24 protein-coding genes are annotated in these 18758 nt (G+C 40.9%); 7 read left to right on the plus strand and 17 right to left on the minus strand.

What is annotated here, in order from left to right:
- Positions 1-267: 267 nt before the first annotated feature.
- The 8 genes from BAA9072_RS03065 to BAA9072_RS03100 all read right to left on the minus strand — a co-directional run bounded on the left by BAA9072_RS03065 (position 268) and on the right by BAA9072_RS03100 (position 8558).
- Positions 268-1044 (minus strand): class I SAM-dependent methyltransferase, encoded by a 777-nt coding sequence (locus tag BAA9072_RS03065; RefSeq protein ID WP_201713242.1) that lies wholly within the window; start codon positions 1042-1044, stop codon positions 268-270.
- A gap of 99 nt (positions 1045-1143) precedes the next feature.
- Complete coding sequence (locus BAA9072_RS03070; RefSeq protein WP_201713676.1) at positions 1144-1578, minus strand: BrxA/BrxB family bacilliredoxin; 435 nt, start codon at positions 1576-1578, stop codon at positions 1144-1146.
- A 23-nt stretch (positions 1579-1601) separates the two neighbouring features.
- Entirely contained in the window at positions 1602-2729 is a 1128-nt protein-coding gene (locus BAA9072_RS03075) for a conserved virulence factor C family protein (protein ID WP_201713243.1), read from the minus strand.
- Positions 2730-2807: 78 nt separating this feature from the next.
- Positions 2808-4694, minus strand: a complete 1887-nt coding sequence (locus BAA9072_RS03080) for an ABC-F family ATP-binding cassette domain-containing protein (RefSeq protein ID WP_201713244.1) — start codon at positions 4692-4694, stop codon at positions 2808-2810.
- Positions 4691-5335, minus strand: a complete 645-nt coding sequence (locus BAA9072_RS03085; RefSeq protein WP_201713245.1) for an HD domain-containing protein — start codon at positions 5333-5335, stop codon at positions 4691-4693. The genes BAA9072_RS03080 and BAA9072_RS03085 overlap by 4 nt, the downstream gene beginning before the upstream one ends.
- Before the next feature lie 99 nt (positions 5336-5434).
- Positions 5435-6292, minus strand: coding sequence for a DegV family protein (locus BAA9072_RS03090; protein ID WP_201713246.1), 858 nt, complete (start codon positions 6290-6292; stop codon positions 5435-5437).
- A 52-nt stretch (positions 6293-6344) separates the two neighbouring features.
- Entirely contained in the window at positions 6345-6833 is a 489-nt protein-coding gene (locus BAA9072_RS03095; protein WP_201713247.1) for a hypothetical protein, read from the minus strand.
- Positions 6834-6866: 33 nt separating this feature from the next.
- Complete coding sequence (locus BAA9072_RS03100) at positions 6867-8558, minus strand: formate--tetrahydrofolate ligase (protein ID WP_269139894.1); 1692 nt, start codon at positions 8556-8558, stop codon at positions 6867-6869.
- Between the two features lie 203 nt (positions 8559-8761).
- On the opposite strand from BAA9072_RS03100, the gene BAA9072_RS03105 reads away from it, so the two are divergent.
- Positions 8762-9889: an MGDG synthase family glycosyltransferase gene (locus BAA9072_RS03105; protein WP_201713248.1), complete on the plus strand. Its 1128-nt coding sequence runs from the start codon at positions 8762-8764 to the stop codon at positions 9887-9889.
- Between the two features lie 57 nt (positions 9890-9946).
- On the opposite strand, the gene BAA9072_RS03110 is transcribed toward BAA9072_RS03105, so the two are convergent.
- Positions 9947-10621 (minus strand): class I SAM-dependent methyltransferase, encoded by a 675-nt coding sequence (locus BAA9072_RS03110; protein ID WP_201713249.1) that lies wholly within the window; start codon positions 10619-10621, stop codon positions 9947-9949.
- 208 nt (positions 10622-10829) lie between these two features.
- On the opposite strand from BAA9072_RS03110, the gene BAA9072_RS03115 reads away from it, so the two are divergent.
- Positions 10830-11048, plus strand: a complete 219-nt coding sequence (locus BAA9072_RS03115; RefSeq protein ID WP_201713250.1) for a DUF3892 domain-containing protein — start codon at positions 10830-10832, stop codon at positions 11046-11048.
- A gap of 94 nt (positions 11049-11142) precedes the next feature.
- Here BAA9072_RS03115 and mntR read toward each other — a convergent pair whose 3' ends face one another.
- Positions 11143-11559, minus strand: a complete 417-nt coding sequence (gene mntR / locus BAA9072_RS03120) for a transcriptional regulator MntR (protein ID WP_034758545.1) — start codon at positions 11557-11559, stop codon at positions 11143-11145.
- A 299-nt stretch (positions 11560-11858) separates the two neighbouring features.
- Between mntR and cspD the strand changes: the two genes are divergently transcribed.
- Positions 11859-12059 carry a cold-shock protein CspD gene (gene cspD, locus BAA9072_RS03125; protein ID WP_201713251.1) on the plus strand — a complete coding sequence of 67 codons (201 nt, stop codon included), beginning with the start codon at positions 11859-11861 and terminating at the stop codon, positions 12057-12059.
- 53 nt (positions 12060-12112) lie between these two features.
- On the opposite strand, the gene BAA9072_RS03130 is transcribed toward cspD, so the two are convergent.
- Both BAA9072_RS03130 and BAA9072_RS03135 read right to left on the minus strand, forming a co-directional pair.
- Complete coding sequence (locus tag BAA9072_RS03130; RefSeq protein ID WP_201713252.1) at positions 12113-12310, minus strand: zinc-finger domain-containing protein; 198 nt, start codon at positions 12308-12310, stop codon at positions 12113-12115.
- Between the two features lie 73 nt (positions 12311-12383).
- Positions 12384-13034, minus strand: coding sequence for a reverse transcriptase-like protein (locus BAA9072_RS03135; RefSeq protein WP_330999260.1), 651 nt, complete (start codon positions 13032-13034; stop codon positions 12384-12386).
- A 108-nt stretch (positions 13035-13142) separates the two neighbouring features.
- On the opposite strand from BAA9072_RS03135, the gene BAA9072_RS03140 reads away from it, so the two are divergent.
- The 3 genes from BAA9072_RS03140 (at position 13143) to BAA9072_RS03150 (ending at position 15260) form a co-directional block, all read left to right on the plus strand.
- Entirely contained in the window at positions 13143-13823 is a 681-nt protein-coding gene (locus tag BAA9072_RS03140; protein ID WP_201713254.1) for a queuosine precursor transporter, read from the plus strand.
- Between the two features lie 126 nt (positions 13824-13949).
- On the plus strand, positions 13950-14336 hold the full coding sequence (locus BAA9072_RS03145; RefSeq protein WP_201713255.1) for a reverse transcriptase-like protein: 387 nt from the start codon (positions 13950-13952) through the stop codon (positions 14334-14336).
- 12 nt (positions 14337-14348) lie between these two features.
- Positions 14349-15260 carry a DMT family transporter gene (locus tag BAA9072_RS03150; protein ID WP_201713256.1) on the plus strand — a complete coding sequence of 304 codons (912 nt, stop codon included), beginning with the start codon at positions 14349-14351 and terminating at the stop codon, positions 15258-15260.
- A 379-nt stretch (positions 15261-15639) separates the two neighbouring features.
- Here the strand turns inward: BAA9072_RS03150 and BAA9072_RS03155 are convergent, their stop codons facing one another.
- Both BAA9072_RS03155 and BAA9072_RS03160 read right to left on the minus strand, forming a co-directional pair.
- Positions 15640-15906, minus strand: coding sequence for a DUF6123 family protein (locus BAA9072_RS03155; protein WP_230980743.1), 267 nt, complete (start codon positions 15904-15906; stop codon positions 15640-15642).
- A 34-nt stretch (positions 15907-15940) separates the two neighbouring features.
- Positions 15941-16429, minus strand: a complete 489-nt coding sequence (locus BAA9072_RS03160) for a divergent PAP2 family protein (protein WP_201713258.1) — start codon at positions 16427-16429, stop codon at positions 15941-15943.
- 106 nt (positions 16430-16535) lie between these two features.
- Between BAA9072_RS03160 and BAA9072_RS03165 the strand changes: the two genes are divergently transcribed.
- Positions 16536-16673 (plus strand): small, acid-soluble spore protein L, encoded by a 138-nt coding sequence (locus tag BAA9072_RS03165; RefSeq protein WP_201713259.1) that lies wholly within the window; start codon positions 16536-16538, stop codon positions 16671-16673.
- 46 nt (positions 16674-16719) lie between these two features.
- Here the strand turns inward: BAA9072_RS03165 and BAA9072_RS03170 are convergent, their stop codons facing one another.
- The 3 genes from BAA9072_RS03170 to BAA9072_RS03180 are packed head-to-tail and all read right to left on the minus strand — an operon-like array spanning position 16720 to position 18736.
- A complete protein-coding gene (locus BAA9072_RS03170; RefSeq protein WP_201713260.1) occupies positions 16720-17673 on the minus strand; it encodes a 5'-3' exonuclease in 954 nt (317 codons plus the stop codon).
- A 56-nt stretch (positions 17674-17729) separates the two neighbouring features.
- A complete protein-coding gene (locus tag BAA9072_RS03175) occupies positions 17730-18560 on the minus strand; it encodes a sulfurtransferase (RefSeq protein ID WP_201713261.1) in 831 nt (276 codons plus the stop codon).
- Positions 18557-18736 (minus strand): hypothetical protein, encoded by a 180-nt coding sequence (locus BAA9072_RS03180; RefSeq protein WP_201713262.1) that lies wholly within the window; start codon positions 18734-18736, stop codon positions 18557-18559. The genes BAA9072_RS03175 and BAA9072_RS03180 overlap by 4 nt, the downstream gene beginning before the upstream one ends.
- Between the last annotated feature and the right edge of the window lie 22 nt (positions 18737-18758).

Genomic DNA, 18758 nt, shown 5'->3' on the forward strand with positions numbered 1-18758 from the left:
TCCTTTCCTATGTATTACGTCTATTATTATACTACTTCTTACGATTAAAAAGTGAAAAAGGTTTCATTTTTTTGTAGGATATAAAAATCTTTATGTGGTAGTATATTAATGAGGATATTTTGTAAGGAGGATAACTAAATGGATACTGGAATTATGATCAATATTGGATACATACTTCTGTTAGGTTATTTTATTGTACTAGGGTTCACTGATTAATACTTATGAGATTAGACAGGCAGAAGATGCCTGTCTATTTTATTAGGTCATTTATAACCGAATCACCCCAAAATGAAACTTGGCTGAAGGCCTTTTCATCACTTCGAAACCCATTTCTTTAAATAAAGATGATTGATAATGTTCTTTTAATACAACACGCTTTTTCGCCACTCTTTTCGCTTCTTCTATTCCCATTTTTGTAACCCCAGTATAACTTGCCCATTGTCTTATAGGATTGATACCATGAGAATCGGTCAATGCGTCTTCAAACATGGGATCAATGTAAACAACGTCAAATGAGTCTTCTGCCAACTTCTTTAATTCTTCCTGAAATTGTCCGTTGATAACGGTTATCCGATTCATGGCGCTATTTAATTCTTGAAGTGGAGATATCCATCCCTTAAGTCCATGTACGAGAATATAGGAAATATACTTATTGGCTTCAATTCCGGTTACATTGCCCGTCTCCCCCACAATATGACTGGCAATGATACTATCTGATGCAAGACCCAGGGTACAGTCCAGAAAGCTCATGCCTTCTTGAAGATCTGCAGCTTCTATGAGCGGGTCCTTCTCGCCTCGCAATAGCCTTTTGATCCGAAACGATGCTGAATTAGGATGAAAAAAGAATGGCTCGCTATTTTCTTCCCTCGTATGAAGCTCCAACCTTTCTTTTCCGATTACCAGGCAGTCCTCGTCATAGGTTTTCATATGGTGACGAATCGACCTTTTTTTCCTCGGGACATATGGAATAAAGAGTGTATCGGCTGTATGATGCGCTTTTTCTATTACTTCTTGATTTGCTCTCCCGCACGTTGTGACAAACACTTCATGATTCTCCTTCGGTTATGCTTTTTTATCCTTCATTATCCTACCACAATTAGAAAACGGATGACCATGTCACCCGTTTCGATTTGCGATATCCATTTAGCAATTCTCGTTAAAGGCTGTAACCAGATTCGAAATAATCGAAGAAATGTCGTGGTCTTCAATTTCCTCTCTTGGGATGAAGTGAACGACTTTGTTCCCTTTAAGCAAAGCCATGGAAGGAGAAGATGGTTCGTATCCGTCAAAGTATTCTCTCATTTTGGCAGTCGCTTCCTTGTCCTGACCGGCAAATACCGTTATAAGGTGATCGGGGCTTTTTTCGTTATTCACGACTGATTGAGTTGCTGCTGGTCTCGCCAGTCCTGCCGCACATCCACATACAGAGTTCACAACAACAAGAGTCGTTCCTTCTGCGTTTTCCATATAATTCACTACTTCTTCTTCTGTCCCAAGCTCCTTAAAACCTGCTTTAGTCAATTCCTGTCTCATCGGGGTAACCAACTGTCTCATATATTCTTCATATGCCATAGACATCATTAATCAATCCTTTCCCTTTTTTACTGGTGACGTGCTTCGGTCATCTGTTTCCAAACAGATCCTTTTGCTTCTTCCCCGCCTTCTATTCGTTCGATGGCCATTTTCACTTGAAGCTTCACTTCAAATTCAGGGTCATTTTCTGCTTCCTTTAAGCCCGGCAATGCCGATGCATCTCCCACTTCATACAGGAACATGGCAGCACGCCATCTGACAAGTTTACTCTTATCTTTTAAGGCGTGAGTCATTTCCGGAGTTGCTTCACTGAAGCCTAAGTCTGAAAGACAATCTCCAGCCGTTCTTCTTACGGTCACGGATTTATCATGCAGCCCTTTGTACAGCAATGGAAGGACTTTTTCATCTTCAATCATTCCTAAGTACACAACAGCCAAACGGCGTATAGATACCTTTTCATCCTCGAGAGCTGCTTCCAGAAGAGGCAAGTCATTTAGAGTCGGATCCTCCATTGAATCCAGCTTTTGATACCTCGTTTGCCAATCGGGTGCTTTAAAGTCAGATAAGCTCACTTTTTGCTTTTTCTTATAGATAATCGGTCCCTTGGAATCTGTTGTTTCCGTCGCCTCTTTGACAATTGTGGAGATTCTTTCTGAGGGATAGGCTGCTACAAATTCTTCTGTCACATTGTTTCCAATCTCATCTAAATCTCCGTAACGAATGCCATAATCTTTCCATTTTCTCAGGAGAACAACATTATCCCCTTCTTTTTGAGCCTGACCTATTGCTTCAAGAAATGGTGCGGGTAAAGAAAATCGCTTTTCTTGTTCCCCATCTGATACTTTCACTTGCATGGGAATCCCTTTGAACATTTGAACGGCAACATTCACTTCGCCAAAGTGTTCTTCCATTGGTGATTCACTTTCCTGGTCTAAAGTATCTTCACCAAATGCTTTCCTGACCTGTGGTAAAAGCTCCTGCCAATCGAATTTAGCGTTACGTTCAACGGCTAAGAAGTCGGCAACATGGTAGACTCCCTTAATACCGTCAATGGCCAAAATTTGTTTGATGACAGGAGGAGCGCCTTCAGCTTCATCTTTTTTATAATTATTGCTCTTCCCGGCCTTCATTTCCTGATCAAGAAGAACTTTCATCGTATTAGGACTTGGAGTAGGTTCAATCGATAATATCCTCAAGCTTTCTTACCCCTTTCTTTAACGGTTCATATATCTTTCATTCTAACACAGTATCTGCGATGCCTTAAATGAAGAGGCTTAATCGGCAAATTCAGAGAGATACGTCCATCTTTCAATGAGCTCTTCCAATTCTTCGTTTAACTTTTCACTCACGCTCATCAGTTGCTGTGCACGTTCAAAATTACTGCCGACTTTTTGAAGCTCAGCGTCCGCTTCCTCTATTTTCCCTTCGATATCAGCCATTTTATCTTCAATTTCATCCCACTCTCTTTTCTCCATATAAGACAGTCTCTTTTTCTCTTTCTCCTTGACTTCTTTAACAGGGCTGGGTTCTTTAGGTGAATCTGTCACCTGTTTCTTACTATTAGTTTCATTTTTCTCAAGGTACTCGGTATATTCCCCATAATAGAAATCAATCTGACCGTCACCATTAAATACGAGCAACTGTTCTGCTGTTTTGTCCAGAAAGTAGCGGTCATGGGAAACGGTGATCACTACCCCGGTAAATTCATGGATATAATCCTCAAGTACTGTTAGGGTTTCCGTATCTAAATCATTTGTAGGTTCATCAAGCAACAGAACATTGGGTTTGGACATTAACAGCTTCAGCAGGAAGAGTCTACGTTTTTCACCCCCGGATAGCTTTCGGATTAACGTTCCGTGGCTGCTCATTGGAAAAAGGAATCTCTCGAGCATGGACGTAACAGAAACTTGTTCTCCCTTATCGGTGATAATATACTCTCCCGCTTCTCTTATATATTCAATCATACGCATATTTTCATCCAGTTCTTCATGACCTTGGGTATAGTAAGCAACTTTAACGGTCTGTCCTTTGATCAATTCACCCATGGTAAGCTCATCCGTTCCTGCAAGTAGATTAAGGAAGGTTGATTTGCCGCTTCCGTTTTTACCAACTATGCCGATACGGTCTTTAGGTTTGATTAGAAAAGAGAATTCGCTTAATATCTGCTTGTCTTCAAACTGCTTAGATGCCTTTTTAAACTCAAAAACCTGTTTGCCTAAACGGTTTCCACCGATCGCCATATCTACCTGTCCGTTGGATGGACCAGATGACATCGTATCTTCCAGATGTTCGAATCGCTGGATGCGGGCCTTTTGTTTCGTGGTTCGGGCTTTTGCCCCCCTCCTCATCCATGCAAGCTCTCTACGATATAGATTTTGCTGTTTTTCGGATAATTGACGCTCGACTTCAACCCGGGAAGCTTTTGCTTCAATAAAGGATGCGTAGTTTCCTTTGTAGGAGTAGAGACTGCCTCCATCCAATTCAAAGATTCGATTCGTAACCCTATCAAGGAAATAGCGATCATGTGTCACAAGTAACACAGATCCGTTATATTTACCCAAATAGTCCTCCAGCCACTTGATGGACTGATAATCCAAATGGTTCGTAGGTTCGTCCAATATAAGCAAGTCCGGTGTTTCAATGAGGACTCCGGCCAGTGCAACTCTCTTCTTTTGACCACCGGATAATTCATTCATTTTCTTCCCGAAATCATGAATGCCAAGCTTGGTTAATATGGCTTTTGCATTTGCGCTTGCATCCCATGCATTTAGGATATCCATTTGTTTTTGTGCTTCGAATAATCCGTCCTGTACTTTTGGATCTTCGGGGTTCTTCTCCATCTTAAGGAGGACGGTTTCATAGTTCCTCATAGCCTGGATGACTTTAGCTTCCCCCCGGAATACTTGCTGAAGCACAGTCAATCCCCCATCAAAGACAGGTTCCTGTTGAAGGTATGCAATATGATAATCGTTAGGCTTTGTAAGCTCCCCGGTATCATATTCTTCCATGCCTGCAATAAGTTTTAACAGACTTGATTTACCTGTACCGTTCACTCCGATCAGTCCGACTCTTTCCTTTTCCACAATGGAAAAGGAAATATCTTTAAACAGAGTTTTCTCTCCATAGGTTTTGGAAAGATTCTCAGCTGTTATCATTCTCATTCTTGACCAGTCCATTCTTTATTAAATTGCTCTAGAAACCGGAGCATGAAATCATGTCGTTCGATTGCCAAGGTCCTGCCCGTTTCCGTACACATCAGGTCTTTCAACTTCAATAATTTTTCGTGAAAATGATGGACACTGGAGCTATCCCCATTTCTGTATTCTTCCAGGGTCATTTCTTTCCTCACTTGAAAATCAGGATTATACATTGATCTTCCTTTTCTGCCCCCATAAGCAAACGTCCTCGCGATCCCGATGGCACCAATGGCATCCAGGCGGTCGGCGTCCCTTACAATTTTTGCTTCTATGGTGGTCAATTCTGATTCATGACCACCTTTATACGAGATGGAGTAGACGATCGATTTCAATAACGCTTTATCACTATCATTAAGAGAGAGATTCGAAAGGATTTGATCCAGCTTTTTCTTTCCTTCCTCTTCTTCTACGAACTTCTCATCCGGTACATCGTGAAGCAATGATGCAAGTTCAATGATATATGTAGAGGAAACATGCTCTCCCCTGGCAATTCTAAGTGCCTGTTTTCTCACTCGATCCAAATGGTACCAATCATGGCCCGTTGATTCACCTATGTATTCTTGTTTTAAATACTCTATAATTTGGTCCAGCTCTTTTGGATCCATATTTTCACCTTCTCTTCCATTGTACCAAATGATGGTCTTTTTTCAGAATAAAAAGGAGTGGATGCCTGATTATACACATCACTCCTTTTTCAGCTTAATTCATTCGTTTTCCGCAAACCAGCTTATACCTATTGTATTTTCTCCCGCATGAACTCCGATCACTGCTCCAAGGGGGTAAGCACCAAATTCAATTTCAGGGTATGCTTCTTGCAACTGTTTCATCCATTCCATTGCATCCTCCCGGTTTAACCCGTGTAATACAGATACTTTCACAATAGTCCTATCAGAGAGAGCCTGATCCAATTGGCGGCTCATGCTGCTCAAGCCCTTTTTTATACTTCTTACTTTGTCCTCTACTTTAAGCTTACCATCTTCTATGGAAAGCATGGGCTTTATCTTTAATACGCTACCCAGAAAGAATGAGAGTCCACCCATCCTTCCACTTTTATGAAGTTGTTCCAGGCTACCTACCATCACATAAGTCTCACATGAGGTTACTTTTTCTTCAATCGCTTCTTTCATTTGAAGTGGATCTTTTCCTTCCTTCAATAAACGTTGACCGTATCGAATCAATTCAGTTAATGGATTGGAGAGAATTTTCGAATCAATACAAATAATAGTTGGGATCGTGTCTTTCAGTAATTCCGCTGCCTGACGGGCAGATGAGTAAGTTCCGCTGAAATGAGACGAAACATGGATAGAAAAGATATAGTCATAGTCCCTTGCTAATTGTTCGAATAATTCCTTAAACGTGCCGATTGAAGGCTGGGAGGTTTTCACTTCAACCTTTTCATCCCTCAGCATACCGAACAATTCTTCCGGGGACAGGTCGATACCGTCCTGATACTCCCTCTCCCCAAACAGTATGCTCATCGGAACAACATAAATGTCGTTTTCTCCAGTCTTCGAATGATTTGGAACAAATGCTGTACTATCTGTAACCCATGCTATTCTCATTTTTAAATCCCCTTTTTTCTATATATATGAGCTCATTCTGGTACTAGAAGTCCTAACGTTCAAGCTGTTTCAATGTATCTACTGAGAACGATATCATCTGTAATACATCATCGACCATTTCCTCCGTTATCACCCGATTAAAGGTTAAGATCCCCTCATATGTGGTTGATGTCACAGAAGAGTTCACTTCTTTCCATTCCCAGTGTTTATCTTTCCCCCAGGCTTCTTCAAGGAGTTCCCGGTTATGGTGTACTGTTTCATCCCCTTTATAGACTATAAGGATGTCTGCACCAGCCGTATTCTTTTCTGTCATCATCTTTCTTTCTGCCAGGAAATGTCCCATATCCGCTTTCAAATGAAACTCGATAGAAAGCGATTTTTTATAAGGCAATGAATAATGAATTTGATAACAGCGTTCATAATGGGCAAAATCAAACAAATCCTTCCGATCGAGTATTTGAATATCCCCTGTCAAATCAAGATCGTAGACTCCCCCTTCAAAGATTACTTTCAAGTTATCAAATGCGGTTGGGTCAAACATATTCTATTCTCCGCCACCTTCCTTTTTTAGTTATTAAAACAGTCCGATGGCCCTGCCTTTATCGTCCACATTCATTCCGAGTGCTGCAGGTTTTTTCGGCAGTCCCGGCATCGTCATCACTTCTCCTGTCAATGCAACGATGAAACCTGCACCGATCTTCGGCTTCAGTTCACGTATCGTGATGGTGAAATTTTCAGGACGACCGAGTTTTGCTGGGTCATCAGAGAGGGAGTATTGGGTCTTAGCCATACAGATAGGGAGGAGACCCCAGCCATGTGCTTCATACTCTTCCAGCTGTTTTCTCGCTTTGACCGTATAGTCTACTCCACTTGCTCCATATACTTTTTTCGCAATGGCCTCGATTTTCGTTTGAATGGGATCAGACAGTTCATAAAGGGGAGTAAATTCCCTTTGCTTCCCCTCTATTTCCTGTAATACCTTTTCAGCTAAATCAACTCCGCCTTTTCCCCCTTTAGCCCATACGTCGGTTAGTGAAACCTTTACGCCCTGGTTTTCGCACCATTTTATCAAGGTATTGATTTCACCGTCACTGTCTGTTACGAACCGGTTGACGGCAATGACAAACGGGACATTAAATTGCTCCAACGTCTCCATGTGCTTCTTCAAATTGGACAAACCGTTTTGAAGGGACTGAAGGTCTTCTGTCTGAAGGTCACCTTTAGACTGCCCTCCATGCATTTTCAAGGCACGGATAGTGGCAACAAGAACGACGGCATCGGGAGATATGCCTGCTGCCCGAGACTTGATATTCAGGAATTTTTCCGCTCCTAAATCCGCCCCGAATCCAGATTCAGTCACTACATAATCAGCTAGCTTCAAAGCTGTTTTCGTCGCCATGATGCTATTGCAGCCATGGGCTATATTCGCAAATGGACCACCGTGAATGAGAGCAGGTGAATGCTCGATGGTCTGCACAAGATTAGGCTTAAGTGCATCCTTCAGCAATAACGTCAGTGCCCCTTCAATTCCCATATTCTCAACGGTTACAGGTTGTTTTGAATCGTTATAGGCAACGACCATCTGACCAAGTCTTTTTCTTAATTCACCAATACTCTGTGATAAACACAGAACAGCCATAATTTCAGACGCTACAGAGATATCAAATCCGTCTTCCCTAGGAACTCCTTGTATTGGTCCTCCTAATCCAACGATGATTTGGCGAAGAGCACGATCATTCATATCAATTGAGCGTTTCCATACCACCCTTCTTTGATCGATATTCAATTCGTTTCCCTGATGGATATGATTATCCACCAAGGCAGCCAGAGCATTATTCGCTGTGGAAATGGCATGGATATCGCCTGTGAAATGGAGGTTAATGTCCTCCATGGGAAGTACTTGAGAATAACCGCCTCCAGCTGCTCCCCCCTTTACCCCCATCGTCGGTCCAAGAGAAGGCTCCCTCATGGCAATAATGGTATTTCTATTTAATTGGTTTAACGCATCCCCGAGCCCCACTGTTACCGTAGACTTCCCCTCCCCTGCTGGTGTTGGGTTGATTGATGTTACCAGGATTAATTTCCCATGGGAATGGTCTTTCAGTTTATGTATCGCTTCAAAGGATATTTTCCCTTTGTATTTACCATAAAGCTCAATGTCATCTTCTGTTAGACCGATTTTTTCCGCAATATCCAGTATCGGCATCAGAGTGGATTGTTGAGCAATCTCAATATCTGAAAGTACTTTTTTCTTCGTGGTTGTCACAGGCGCTCACCTTCTTGGTTTCATATTTAGTTTGTTTGGCATACACAATCTTCATTTCAATTTTACTAAAAACGTGTTAAACCATAAAACAACATTTACAATCACTGTGTAATCTTACAGTATAGTGTTTCTCTATTTTACATTACAAATCAATTCTTTTCTCTAATCTTACCACCATTTTGCCTTTGATCGGGGGAATTCATATGACACACGAAAAACCCATTCTCATTTTGACCGCATACTTTGGTGAAGGACATGTTCAAACTGCTGAAACCCTTGCAGATACGTTCAGAAAAAAAGGGTATCAGGTTTACATCTGTGACTTATATGGGGAAGCCTATCCCTTAATTCACTCGTTTGCTCAATATTTATTAAAAAAAGGGTATTCAAAATTCGGTACTCCATTTTACAAAGCATTTTATTATGGCACCGACAAACTCTCCTCAAAGGGGTTAAGTAATTTCTATCAGCATTTAGGAAAAAAAAGGATGTTGAAACTGGTAGATACCTTTTCACCTTCCTTGATTGTGACAACATTTCCGCTTCATGCTGCACCATATTTACGCCTTCATTCTTCCTTAAATATACCTACCTATACCGTTATTACCGACTACTGTGCGCACCCTTTGTGGATTCACCCGATGATCGAGAAATATTATGTAGCAAGTGAGCAGGTGAAAAGGACTCTGCTAACTTACGGAGTAGAAAATAAAAAAATCATTATCAGCGGTTTACCTGTCAGAGCAAGATCCCAGTATACTAATGAAAAATATTATAAAGACTTCGGTCTTTCGTCAGCACTTAAAACCGTCACCCTTATGGGAGGTGGCCTTGGTTTGCTTCCGAATATTGAACCGATATTAACATCATTATCAAAAAAGACTGGTCTTCAAACCGCCGTTGTGTGTGGTAGGAATGAGCAACTGTATACCCGATTGAAAAATTCCATAAGAAGCACTAATATCCACATCTATGGATATGTATCTCAAATAGAAAAGCTCTACTCATTAACGGATTGCCTCGTGACGAAATCAGGTGCATTATCTTTAACGGAAGCGGCGTCTTATAAACTGCCAATCATCCTTTTCAAGCCTGCTCCCGGTCAGGAGAATGAGAATGCCAACTACTTTTTTCAGCAGGGGGCTGCCCTCAGTTATGCATCACACAACGATTTCCTGGAGAGTGTATTCCGTTGCTTATATGATAAAAATACCAGAGAAGCATTAACTGGAAAAATATATAGTGTCTATAAAGAACAGGCATGCACTACGATTGTTGAAGATATTATTTGTCATGTACCTAAGACATGTTATCATCTTCAAAAAGGATAAAGCTGTTTGCGGAAATTAGAAAAAATGATCGATCCAAAACCAGATCGATCATTTTCGTTATTTTTGAAACATAAACAATGTCGTGAACGTCAAAGCCTGCCTCAATTCATTGGAAAGAGTGTCTGTCAATGAAGGGTTCACCCCTTTTTTGTATATCCAGTCTTCTCCGATCTTCTTCCACCCTTTATTATGGGCAAGTTTCTCCAATTCCCAAGGCATCATCGTATTACAGATAGCCTCTTCACCATAAAGACGGGGATATGCATTTTCTCTAGGGTGAGCAGTCGGTCCTAAGAGGCCGATACAAATATATCCACCCTTATCCACTACTCGCTCAATCTCGTTCAGTGTGTGCAATGGATTTTCCGTCCATTCCACTGAATTTATCGCCATCACAGCATCGAATTGGCCATCCGGGAACGGTAATGAGCGGAGATCTCCTTGAACGAATGACAAGTTTTCCCTTTCCTGCTTCCTCGCAATGTCAACCATGTTCTTGGAGAAATCCATCCCTGTCACAATATATCCTTTTTCATACAGAAGATAAGAACCATAGCCGTCACCACATCCTAAGTCCGCAACATTTTGTCCATTCTCTATAAATTTATGAAAAAAGGGGATGACAGCCTTTCTGCTTCCACTTGTCCACATTTCTACACTTTTTGAATGCCAGTGATCTGCATTATCTTCCCACCGGGTTTTGGCACTCGTATGCCATTCTGAACTGTTCATGTGTACACCTCACCATTTTTTCTATTCTGCTCTATATTCTCAATCTATCCTAAGAAATCCTCCTTTTCCAGTTAAGAATTATCTCTCGTACATAAAGATATATAATATTATTATGTAAACAGTATGAGTGAAATTTTTTTTCATATTATGATTTCTTTCCAATTTGTTCATACTATTCTTAAAGTCTGAATTAAAAAGGTGATATTATATGGAAGAAATATCCAGAGTGCAACGGAACTATCACGGAGAGATTATAAGCTTCCAAACATCTTCCGGCCGTATTATCTCCTACCAGAAAGCCGTATTGGAAGCATCGGAAGGATTACTTCAAGGGGTCTCACTCAATGAGAATAATTGGGGGGAAATGGAGTTGACAAGTCTGTCCGTCGATGATGGAAGTTTTAACGACTACCCTTCTATTTTTTAATTCCCATATTGATCATCCAAAAAGGACTTTCAAATGAAAGTCCTTTTGTCTGTGCAGGTTGTCTTCAACAATTTCAGTAAGTGAAAAAGGTACATTATTCACTGCGGTTTTGAATCGTTCGTAGTCCTTCCACTCTGCTCTTTTCTTCCTCGAAGAATTGTACGAGATCACCGATACGATCGATGGAATCCCAACTCAGATGATGTTCGATTCCTTCCACATCTTCATAAATATGTTCTTCTTTCACTCCAATGACACGAAGGAATTGTTCCAATAGTTCATGTCTATATACTAAACGCTTTCCTACTTTGTTTCCTTTGGGAGTCAGAACAAGCCCGCGATATTTCTCGTAAATGAGATAATCATCCTTATCTAACTTCTGCACCATTTTGGTAACCGAGGAAGGGTGAACAGACAAAGCCTCAGCTATATCTGATACTCTGGCATAACCTTTGTTCTCAATTAACATATAAATCTGTTCTATATAATCTTCCATACTTGGTGTAGGCATTCTGTACCCTCCAAATTTCCATAAATATCATTAAAAGTTTACTATAACTACTGAATGATTACAACCCGGACACTGAACACCGCTCGCTCCCCATATCATCCCTTGATATAACTGGATCCGGTTCCACTCTTAATAAAAAAATGGCGTATGTTGACGGGTAAATCGTCATATTGTATAGTTAAGTCATCATGAAAGTGTACGATTTTTATGCTTATTCTTAAGCCATGAAAGTCATTCATTTCGTGAAAACTATTTTTCAGAGGCACAAACGTGCTTGAACGATTTAGGAGGATTCTAACATGCAAAATGGTAAAGTAAAATGGTTCAACAATGAAAAAGGTTTTGGATTCATCGAAGTTGAAGGTGGAGAAGATGTCTTCGTTCACTTCTCAGCAATCCAAGGTGAAGGATTCAAGTCATTAGAAGAAGGTCAAGAAGTTTCTTTCGATGTAGTGGAAGGAAATCGCGGACCACAGGCAGCAAACGTAGTTAAATTATAATCGTACAAAAAAATAGATCAACATTATAAAGGGCGGCCAAGAATGGCTGCCCTTTATTTTTGATACAGATTCTTCTTATGCAATTGCTCTCCATAGTTTCGGATTTGTTCGCCTATCGTGCATTGTTCTATGCAAAAGCGGTGTGCATACGTTTTACCATACTCTTTGCGAAAGTGTGCTTTCAGTAAGCAGTCTTTACAGTAGGTGTCAATAAGCTCATCCACTCTATCCACCACTTCTTTTCGATTCATGAGATCACTCCTAGATTTTTCACGCTCAGGTAATGTTCTTTGTTATTTATAGAGTATATAGTACTGGGAGAAATTATTCTAACCGCTTGTTACTGTGTACCTGAGTGCCTTGCAATGCCTGGTTTGCGAGCTTATCAGCTTCCTTATTGTCTTTCCTGCTTAAGAAGACCAGGCTTGGTTTCAGCCTGAGTTTTTGGATCAGTGCCTCGATCCGGTCGAGCCACCTGCTTAAGCCTTCTTCATAGCAAGGCCATTCCCCACCCAATTGTTTCATTACAACTTGGGAGTCTCCTTTAATGATACAAGGGACATTTTTCACCCCGATTTCCTCGAGCAGTCCAATGGCAATATGTAATGCTGCATACTCTGCTTCATTATTATTTTCAATTTCCTCAAGAAGGTCATTTTTCCTGATTCGAAATGATTCCCCGTCTTTATCATAATAAATCACGATTCCTGCACCCGCATAGTTCGTTTCCTTATCATATCCGCCATCAAAGAATACAACAATATTTTCCGGCTCCTTCTCTAATTCCTGATTCAGTTTGATAAATTCCTTCCTGCTCCATGAATTACCCATTTCGTCAATAATTTCAAGATTAAGGACTCTTCCAGTTTTCATGAGATCATCCACATGTATCAATGTTTCTTTTCGTGAGAAATAATCGGATTCAAACCATAATTCGGAGGCTGTTTTGCTTTTATATTTGAATTTAATCTTCATTTGCACCTTCATTCACTCCGTATTCTCCATTTTATTGTTCTCAATCATTTTTCTTTGTATAATGAGGACTGTTGTTTCATTCACGTTTAACCACTAGGAGGACTTTTAATGTTTAACATATGGTTTGGATTCCTGTTCGTCCTCATCACATTCTCATGTTTACTCCTCATGTACAGAATGTTTGGTCGAACTGGACTTTTTGTATGGATCGGGATTTCCACGATTCTTGCTAATCTGCAGGTCGTAAAAACGATTGAAGTTTTCGGTCTGACGGCAACGTTAGGAAATGCCATGTACGGCACCGCCTTTTTGGTGACGGACATCCTCAATGAAAAGTATGGAAAGAAAGATGCCCAAAAAGCAGTCTGGCTTGGATTCTTCACATTGATCGTTATGACTATTATTATGCAACTGGTCTTACTTTTTCAACCGCATCCTGACGATTTCGCCCAGGAATCCCTTGCGACAATTTTTGGGATCATTCCACGGATTGCCCTTGGAAGCCTTGTAGCTTATCTTATAAGTCAATTAACGGATGTTTATATTTTTACGTACTTGAAGAAGAAATTCCCTTCAGACTCTCAGTTTTGGATTCGTAACAACGGTAGTACAATGGTGAGCCAACTATTGGATACACTTGTCTTCACAAGCATCGCATTTCTTGGTGAATATCCTATGGCCGTCTGGTTTGAGATTTTCATTACAACTTATCTGCTCAAATGGGCGATCTCCCTCATTGATACCCCATTCGGATATTTGGCCAAACGTTTCCCTAAAAATATGGGGTGATGTTGGTAGTCGAGTGAATTGATTTTCACTCGACTTTTGTTATGGAAATTTAACCAATCATTCTTCTTCATGTCTCTTTTATATGCTACTATATTTATATTCCAAATGTGTTTGAGGTGAATCTATTTGTTAGAAGTTAATATTGATGGTGCAAGTGCCGGTAACCCGGGACCGAGTGGAGCCGGTATATTTATTAAATTCAACGGTGAAGTGGAAAAACATTCAATACCTTTAGGGACGATGGACAATCATGAAGCTGAATTTATAGCTTGTAAGAAAGCACTTGAAATCTGTTTGGATAAGAAAGCGGATACCGTTTGGCTGAGAAGTGATTCCCAGGCAGTCGTTGATGCGATTGAGAAAGAGTTTGTACGTAATGGACAATATAAACCATTGCTCGACGACATATTGAAGCTGACGAAGCAAATAAACCTATTCTTTGTTAAGTGGATACCAAATAAAGAAAATAAAGCAGCGGATGAACTGGCCCGTAAAGCCATCCATCTGAACTAGAGGAGGATTCATTTGTCACGGCTTGCTGATATCGCCTTGATTGGTGTAGCTTTTATATGGGGCTTTACTTTTGTCGTTGTTCAATCGGCCATAGAATTCCTCCCCCCCTTCATGTTTAATGCCATTCGCTTTCTAATGGCTGCTGCCCCTTTGGCTATGGTCCTGTTTATCAAAAAAACTCCACTTGTATTTCGCTCCATCGTAAACGGTATCATTTTAGGAGCTTTTTTATTTATCGGATATGCCTTCCAAACCCTCGGCCTGCTCTTCACAACCCCATCTAAAGCCGGGTTTGTCACAGGGTTAAGTGTAGTGATGGTTCCACTTTTTTTATTTATGTTCTTAAAAAAAACTCCTTCTAAAGGAGCTGTTACAGGGTCCATTTTAGCAGCTACAGGGTTGTACCTGCTTATGGCTGGTCATTCCCAGTCATTTAATATTGGAGATGCCTTTGTATTCATTTGTGCTTTTGGTTTTGCTCTGCACATTATCTATACAGATTTGTTCACTAGAAAGGCTTCACTGTTGCTCCTAACGACGGTGCAATTAAGCACGGTGGGAATACTCTCCTTGGGATGTGCCTTCTTGTTGGAAGATCCCAAAGTAGTCCTTCTTAATGGGATTTTGGGCAGACAGGAAGTGCTCATCGCTTTACTGATTACTTCATTATTAGCTACGTTATTGGCATTTATCACCCAAACATATGCTCAAAGATATACGACACCTTCAAAAGTGGCGGTCATATTCACCTTGGAGCCGGTTTTTGCAGCTTTGTGCTCCTATTTGTGGACCTCTGAACGATTGGGGATAATCGCTATTGCAGGAAGTGGATTGATCGTTATCGGGATGCTCTTCTCCGAGCTGCCAATTTATGCATGGATGATGAAAAAGAGGAATAAAAATCATTCAGTAGAAGCGAAATAGGAGACCGATTGTCGGCTCTCCTATTTTTTATGGGTGAGCATGTCGGAGCGGTGGGTGAACTTGGGGGTTCTTGGCCTTCATCTGGATTTATTCGACCATTTTTTCAAAATACTGACCATTTTACAAATACCGACAGAAGCAATTCACCTTTTCACAATAACAATGAAGAAAAGACCACCAAAAGGAAACAACTCCTTCTGATGGCCCCTGCCTCTTATGCTTGTCGCCCCTGGTCAAGCCGCCTTCGCTTTTTTTTCATCCAGCTACGGCGGCTAGGGGCTCGAGGTCATAAGCGGCCGGTACCATAAAGGCAAAAAAACGCCTTTCTGGCCCCTGCCTCTTATGCTTGTCGCCCCTGGTCAAGCCGCCTTCGCTTTTTTTATGCCAATCCTTGTTTCTCCATCCACTTTAATGCTTCTTTTCTTGAGGGAATTTGCTGGGAATGGAGTCTTTCTAAAATGGACATGTAGAAACTGCTGTCGAATTGCCTCTGTGCTTTCAGGGTGATTTCTATGGCACTATTGACCAGTTCATCAGGGGCATCTGTGTATTTTTTACCGAAGTAGATGAAGCCGATCGCGTCTTCTTGAAATTTAAATCCTTTATTTTCTAGATCTATGAGAAATTCTTCTGTTGTCTTTTTCACGTTTCTCCTCACCTTATCGCCACTTTGTCTTCTCTCATCTTACAGAAAATTTTTTCTTTTGACTATCCTTTTTGGAAATCAAGAATGCCATGAAGCCTAGAAGAGAACCTAGTAAAGCGCCGCCGACCACTTCCTGGGGCTGGTGTCCAAGCATTTCTTTCAGTCTCTTTGGTTTTTTCTCTTCGAACTCCACTGTTTCTTTTTCATGGGCCTTCCGGACGAGCTCATCCAGGCTGTTTACTTTAAGGGTCAATTCACCGGTTTGGCGTCGGATTCCCTGGGCATCATACATGACAATCAGACCAAAAATGAAGGAAAGAGCAAAATCGATCGTTCTTACTCCTCTTTTTAACGCAATAAATGTCGTTAAAGACGCCACTCCGGCACTATGGGAGCTTGGCATACCCCCAGTCTGGAAAAACAGTTCAGGCTTCCATTCTTTCTTTTTCAAAAAGTGCAATGGGATTTTCAATCCCTGGGCAAGAGCTATACTGATCAATGCGGTTACAATTCCTTTATTCACCCTTACACCTCCCTTAACTGTAGTTTGTCCTAAAATTCTTTGTACATGGGATATTTATATGTTTTCATGACAAAATAAAAATAATCATATCCAAGGGGGGATAAGTATGACAAAGGGAAACAATAAAAACAAAGGCAAAAGCGCAAAAAGCGTAAACCCGCAAGGAATTTCACAGGATGCTGAATTTGCAATGGAACCGAAGAGCACCTTAGAAAATGCAGCTAAAAAAACGAATAAAAAGTAATTCACAAAAAAAGTGTCAGGGGGGATCCCTGACACTCCAATAATGGTTAGCTTGAAGCCATCATAACATTCGAACCTACCAAGAACCTTCTTAAAACTTTTAATTCTAAGTCGTCTACAAGGGATAATGTATCATGGGATACGTTATTCCATCTGGCTGCCTCAGCGGAAACAGAAAGAGGTACTTCACAGTGAATTTCAGCCAGTTTCCTTGAAACATGCAGCATGTCCAAGTCTTCTTCGATCTTTTTTCGTTGGGATGGGGTCAATTTGTGCAAATTAGCAAGAATACCAGAAATATCGTTATATTGTTGAATAAGTTTCAGGGCTGTTTTTTCCCCAATCCCTCTTACACCTGGATATCCGTCACTTGTATCGCCCATTAATGCTTTCACATCAATAAATTGTTGAGGTGTAATGCCTCTTTCCTCCACGAATATGTCTTTCGTATAGGTTTGATAATTCCCAAAACCTTTTTTCAGCAGCATGATATCAATGTTATCATCAAGAAGCTGCAGAAGATCCTGATCTCCGCTCAAAACAGAAACTTTTCGGTCTGATTGATGGAGTTTTGCCAGGGTTCCTATACAATCATCTGCTTCATAGCCGACAACCCCCACATTAGAAAGTTTAAACCCTTCTGCTACCTCTTTCGCAAGATCGAATTGGGGGATCAATTCAATTGGTGGTGCATTTCGATTCGATTTATAGTCGTTGAACACCTCATTACGAAATGTTTGACTCCCCATATCCCAGCATACGATGATATGAGTGGGCTTTACGTGATCCGCTGCCATCAATAAATGCTTCATGAAGCCCTGCACTCCATTGGTTGGGAGACCTTTTGAATTCATCATGAATTGTCCGGTTACCGCTGTTGCAAAAAAAGATCGAAATAATAGTGCCATTCCATCTATTAATAATAAGTGCTCATTTTTATTTTCCAATTCGTCCACTCCTATCACACCATTTCGTATATTACACTTTTTAAAGTATAACATATATGCATAAATAGCTAATTGGAAAAGTGATGAACCTTTTCCAATTAGCTATCGTACTATTCCCTGTCTACCTTGTGATTTTCATAAGAAACCCAATCACTGTAGCTTCCAACATACAGTTTCACATTGATGAATCCCGCTTTCTTAAGAGCGATGAAATTGGGAGTGGCGGTTACACCCGATCCACAATAAACGATTATTGGGTCATCTTTGTTCAGTGCTGAAAAACGTTCATTCTGCTCCTCTTGATCAATGAAGTAACCTTCTTTCACACCTTCTGTCCACGGAAGGTTTATGGCACCTGGAATATGGCCTGCAATCCGGTCTATTGGTTCTTCAAGGCCTAAGAATCGTTCCTTGCTCCGTGAATCGATCAATGGAGTTTCCCTTTCCCCATTTGCAATACACCTGACCTCCTCTAAAGATGCAATAATGTCTTCATTTAAACTTGGACGATAGCTTTTTGGAGGGTACACCGGAACAGATGATTCTGTATTTCCATCATCCTGGGTCCATGCGGAATATCCTCCATTCAGGATATATACATTCTCATGACCTATATAGTGGAATAACCACCAGCATCTGCCTGCAAATGCCATTTCCTTTTCATCATAAATCACGATGGTTGTTTGATTGTCGATCCCTGCGTCCTCCACTTTTCGAAGGAAATTCTTCATATTTGGGAGGGGGTGGCGTCCTCCGTGCTTTCTCGCATAACCGGACAAATCCTTTTCAAGATCAAAAAAGACGGCACCCGGAATATGACTTTCATTATATCGTTCCCGCCCTTCTCCAGGACTTCCTAAAGAAAAACGACAATCTATGACCCTTACATTCTCATCAAGGATATGTTCTCTAAGCCAATCAGTCTCAACAATCGCATTCATGATTTCATCCCCCTTTTCTTCATCAATTTCAGCACTTCATCCTTTGGCTCCCAGCAGGAAAATTGATACGTCGTTTTCGTTTCATAACCGAGTCGTGTGCAAAAATAAGAGGTCTTCCGATCGGATTTGACTCCTCGTATGTGAATACATGTGGCACAGCAATGATAAGGATTCACAGAGATTGTCCTCCTTCTCTTC

It is taken from the genome of Rossellomorea arthrocnemi (genome assembly GCF_904424705.1).
Taxonomy (GTDB): domain Bacteria; phylum Bacillota; class Bacilli; order Bacillales; family Bacillaceae_B; genus Rossellomorea; species Rossellomorea arthrocnemi.

What these genes read in the sequence shown, in the direction of transcription:
- BAA9072_RS03070 (WP_201713676.1), bottom strand. Translation starts at nt 1,578, where the DNA reads ATGTCTATGGCATATGAAGAATATATGAGACAGTTGGTTACCCCGATG.
- BAA9072_RS03080 (WP_201713244.1), bottom strand. Translation starts at nt 4,694, where the DNA reads ATGAGAATGATAACAGCTGAGAATCTTTCCAAAACCTATGGAGAGAAA.
- BAA9072_RS03085 (WP_201713245.1), bottom strand. Translation starts at nt 5,335, where the DNA reads ATGGATCCAAAAGAGCTGGACCAAATTATAGAGTATTTAAAACAAGAA.
- BAA9072_RS03090 (WP_201713246.1), bottom strand. Translation starts at nt 6,292, where the DNA reads ATGAGAATAGCATGGGTTACAGATAGTACAGCATTTGTTCCAAATCAT.
- BAA9072_RS03095 (WP_201713247.1), bottom strand. Translation starts at nt 6,833, where the DNA reads ATGTTTGACCCAACCGCATTTGATAACTTGAAAGTAATCTTTGAAGGG.
- BAA9072_RS03105 (WP_201713248.1), top strand. Translation starts at nt 8,762, where the DNA reads ATGACACACGAAAAACCCATTCTCATTTTGACCGCATACTTTGGTGAA.
- BAA9072_RS03110 (WP_201713249.1), bottom strand. Translation starts at nt 10,621, where the DNA reads ATGAACAGTTCAGAATGGCATACGAGTGCCAAAACCCGGTGGGAAGAT.
- BAA9072_RS03115 (WP_201713250.1), top strand. Translation starts at nt 10,830, where the DNA reads ATGGAAGAAATATCCAGAGTGCAACGGAACTATCACGGAGAGATTATA.
- mntR (WP_034758545.1), bottom strand. Translation starts at nt 11,559, where the DNA reads ATGCCTACACCAAGTATGGAAGATTATATAGAACAGATTTATATGTTA.
- cspD (WP_201713251.1), top strand. Translation starts at nt 11,859, where the DNA reads ATGCAAAATGGTAAAGTAAAATGGTTCAACAATGAAAAAGGTTTTGGA.
- BAA9072_RS03130 (WP_201713252.1), bottom strand. Translation starts at nt 12,310, where the DNA reads ATGAATCGAAAAGAAGTGGTGGATAGAGTGGATGAGCTTATTGACACC.
- BAA9072_RS03135 (WP_330999260.1), bottom strand. Translation starts at nt 13,034, where the DNA reads ATGAAGATTAAATTCAAATATAAAAGCAAAACAGCCTCCGAATTATGG.
- BAA9072_RS03140 (WP_201713254.1), top strand. Translation starts at nt 13,143, where the DNA reads ATGTTTAACATATGGTTTGGATTCCTGTTCGTCCTCATCACATTCTCA.
- BAA9072_RS03165 (WP_201713259.1), top strand. Translation starts at nt 16,536, where the DNA reads ATGACAAAGGGAAACAATAAAAACAAAGGCAAAAGCGCAAAAAGCGTA.
- BAA9072_RS03170 (WP_201713260.1), bottom strand. Translation starts at nt 17,673, where the DNA reads ATGTTATACTTTAAAAAGTGTAATATACGAAATGGTGTGATAGGAGTG.
- BAA9072_RS03175 (WP_201713261.1), bottom strand. Translation starts at nt 18,560, where the DNA reads ATGAATGCGATTGTTGAGACTGATTGGCTTAGAGAACATATCCTTGAT.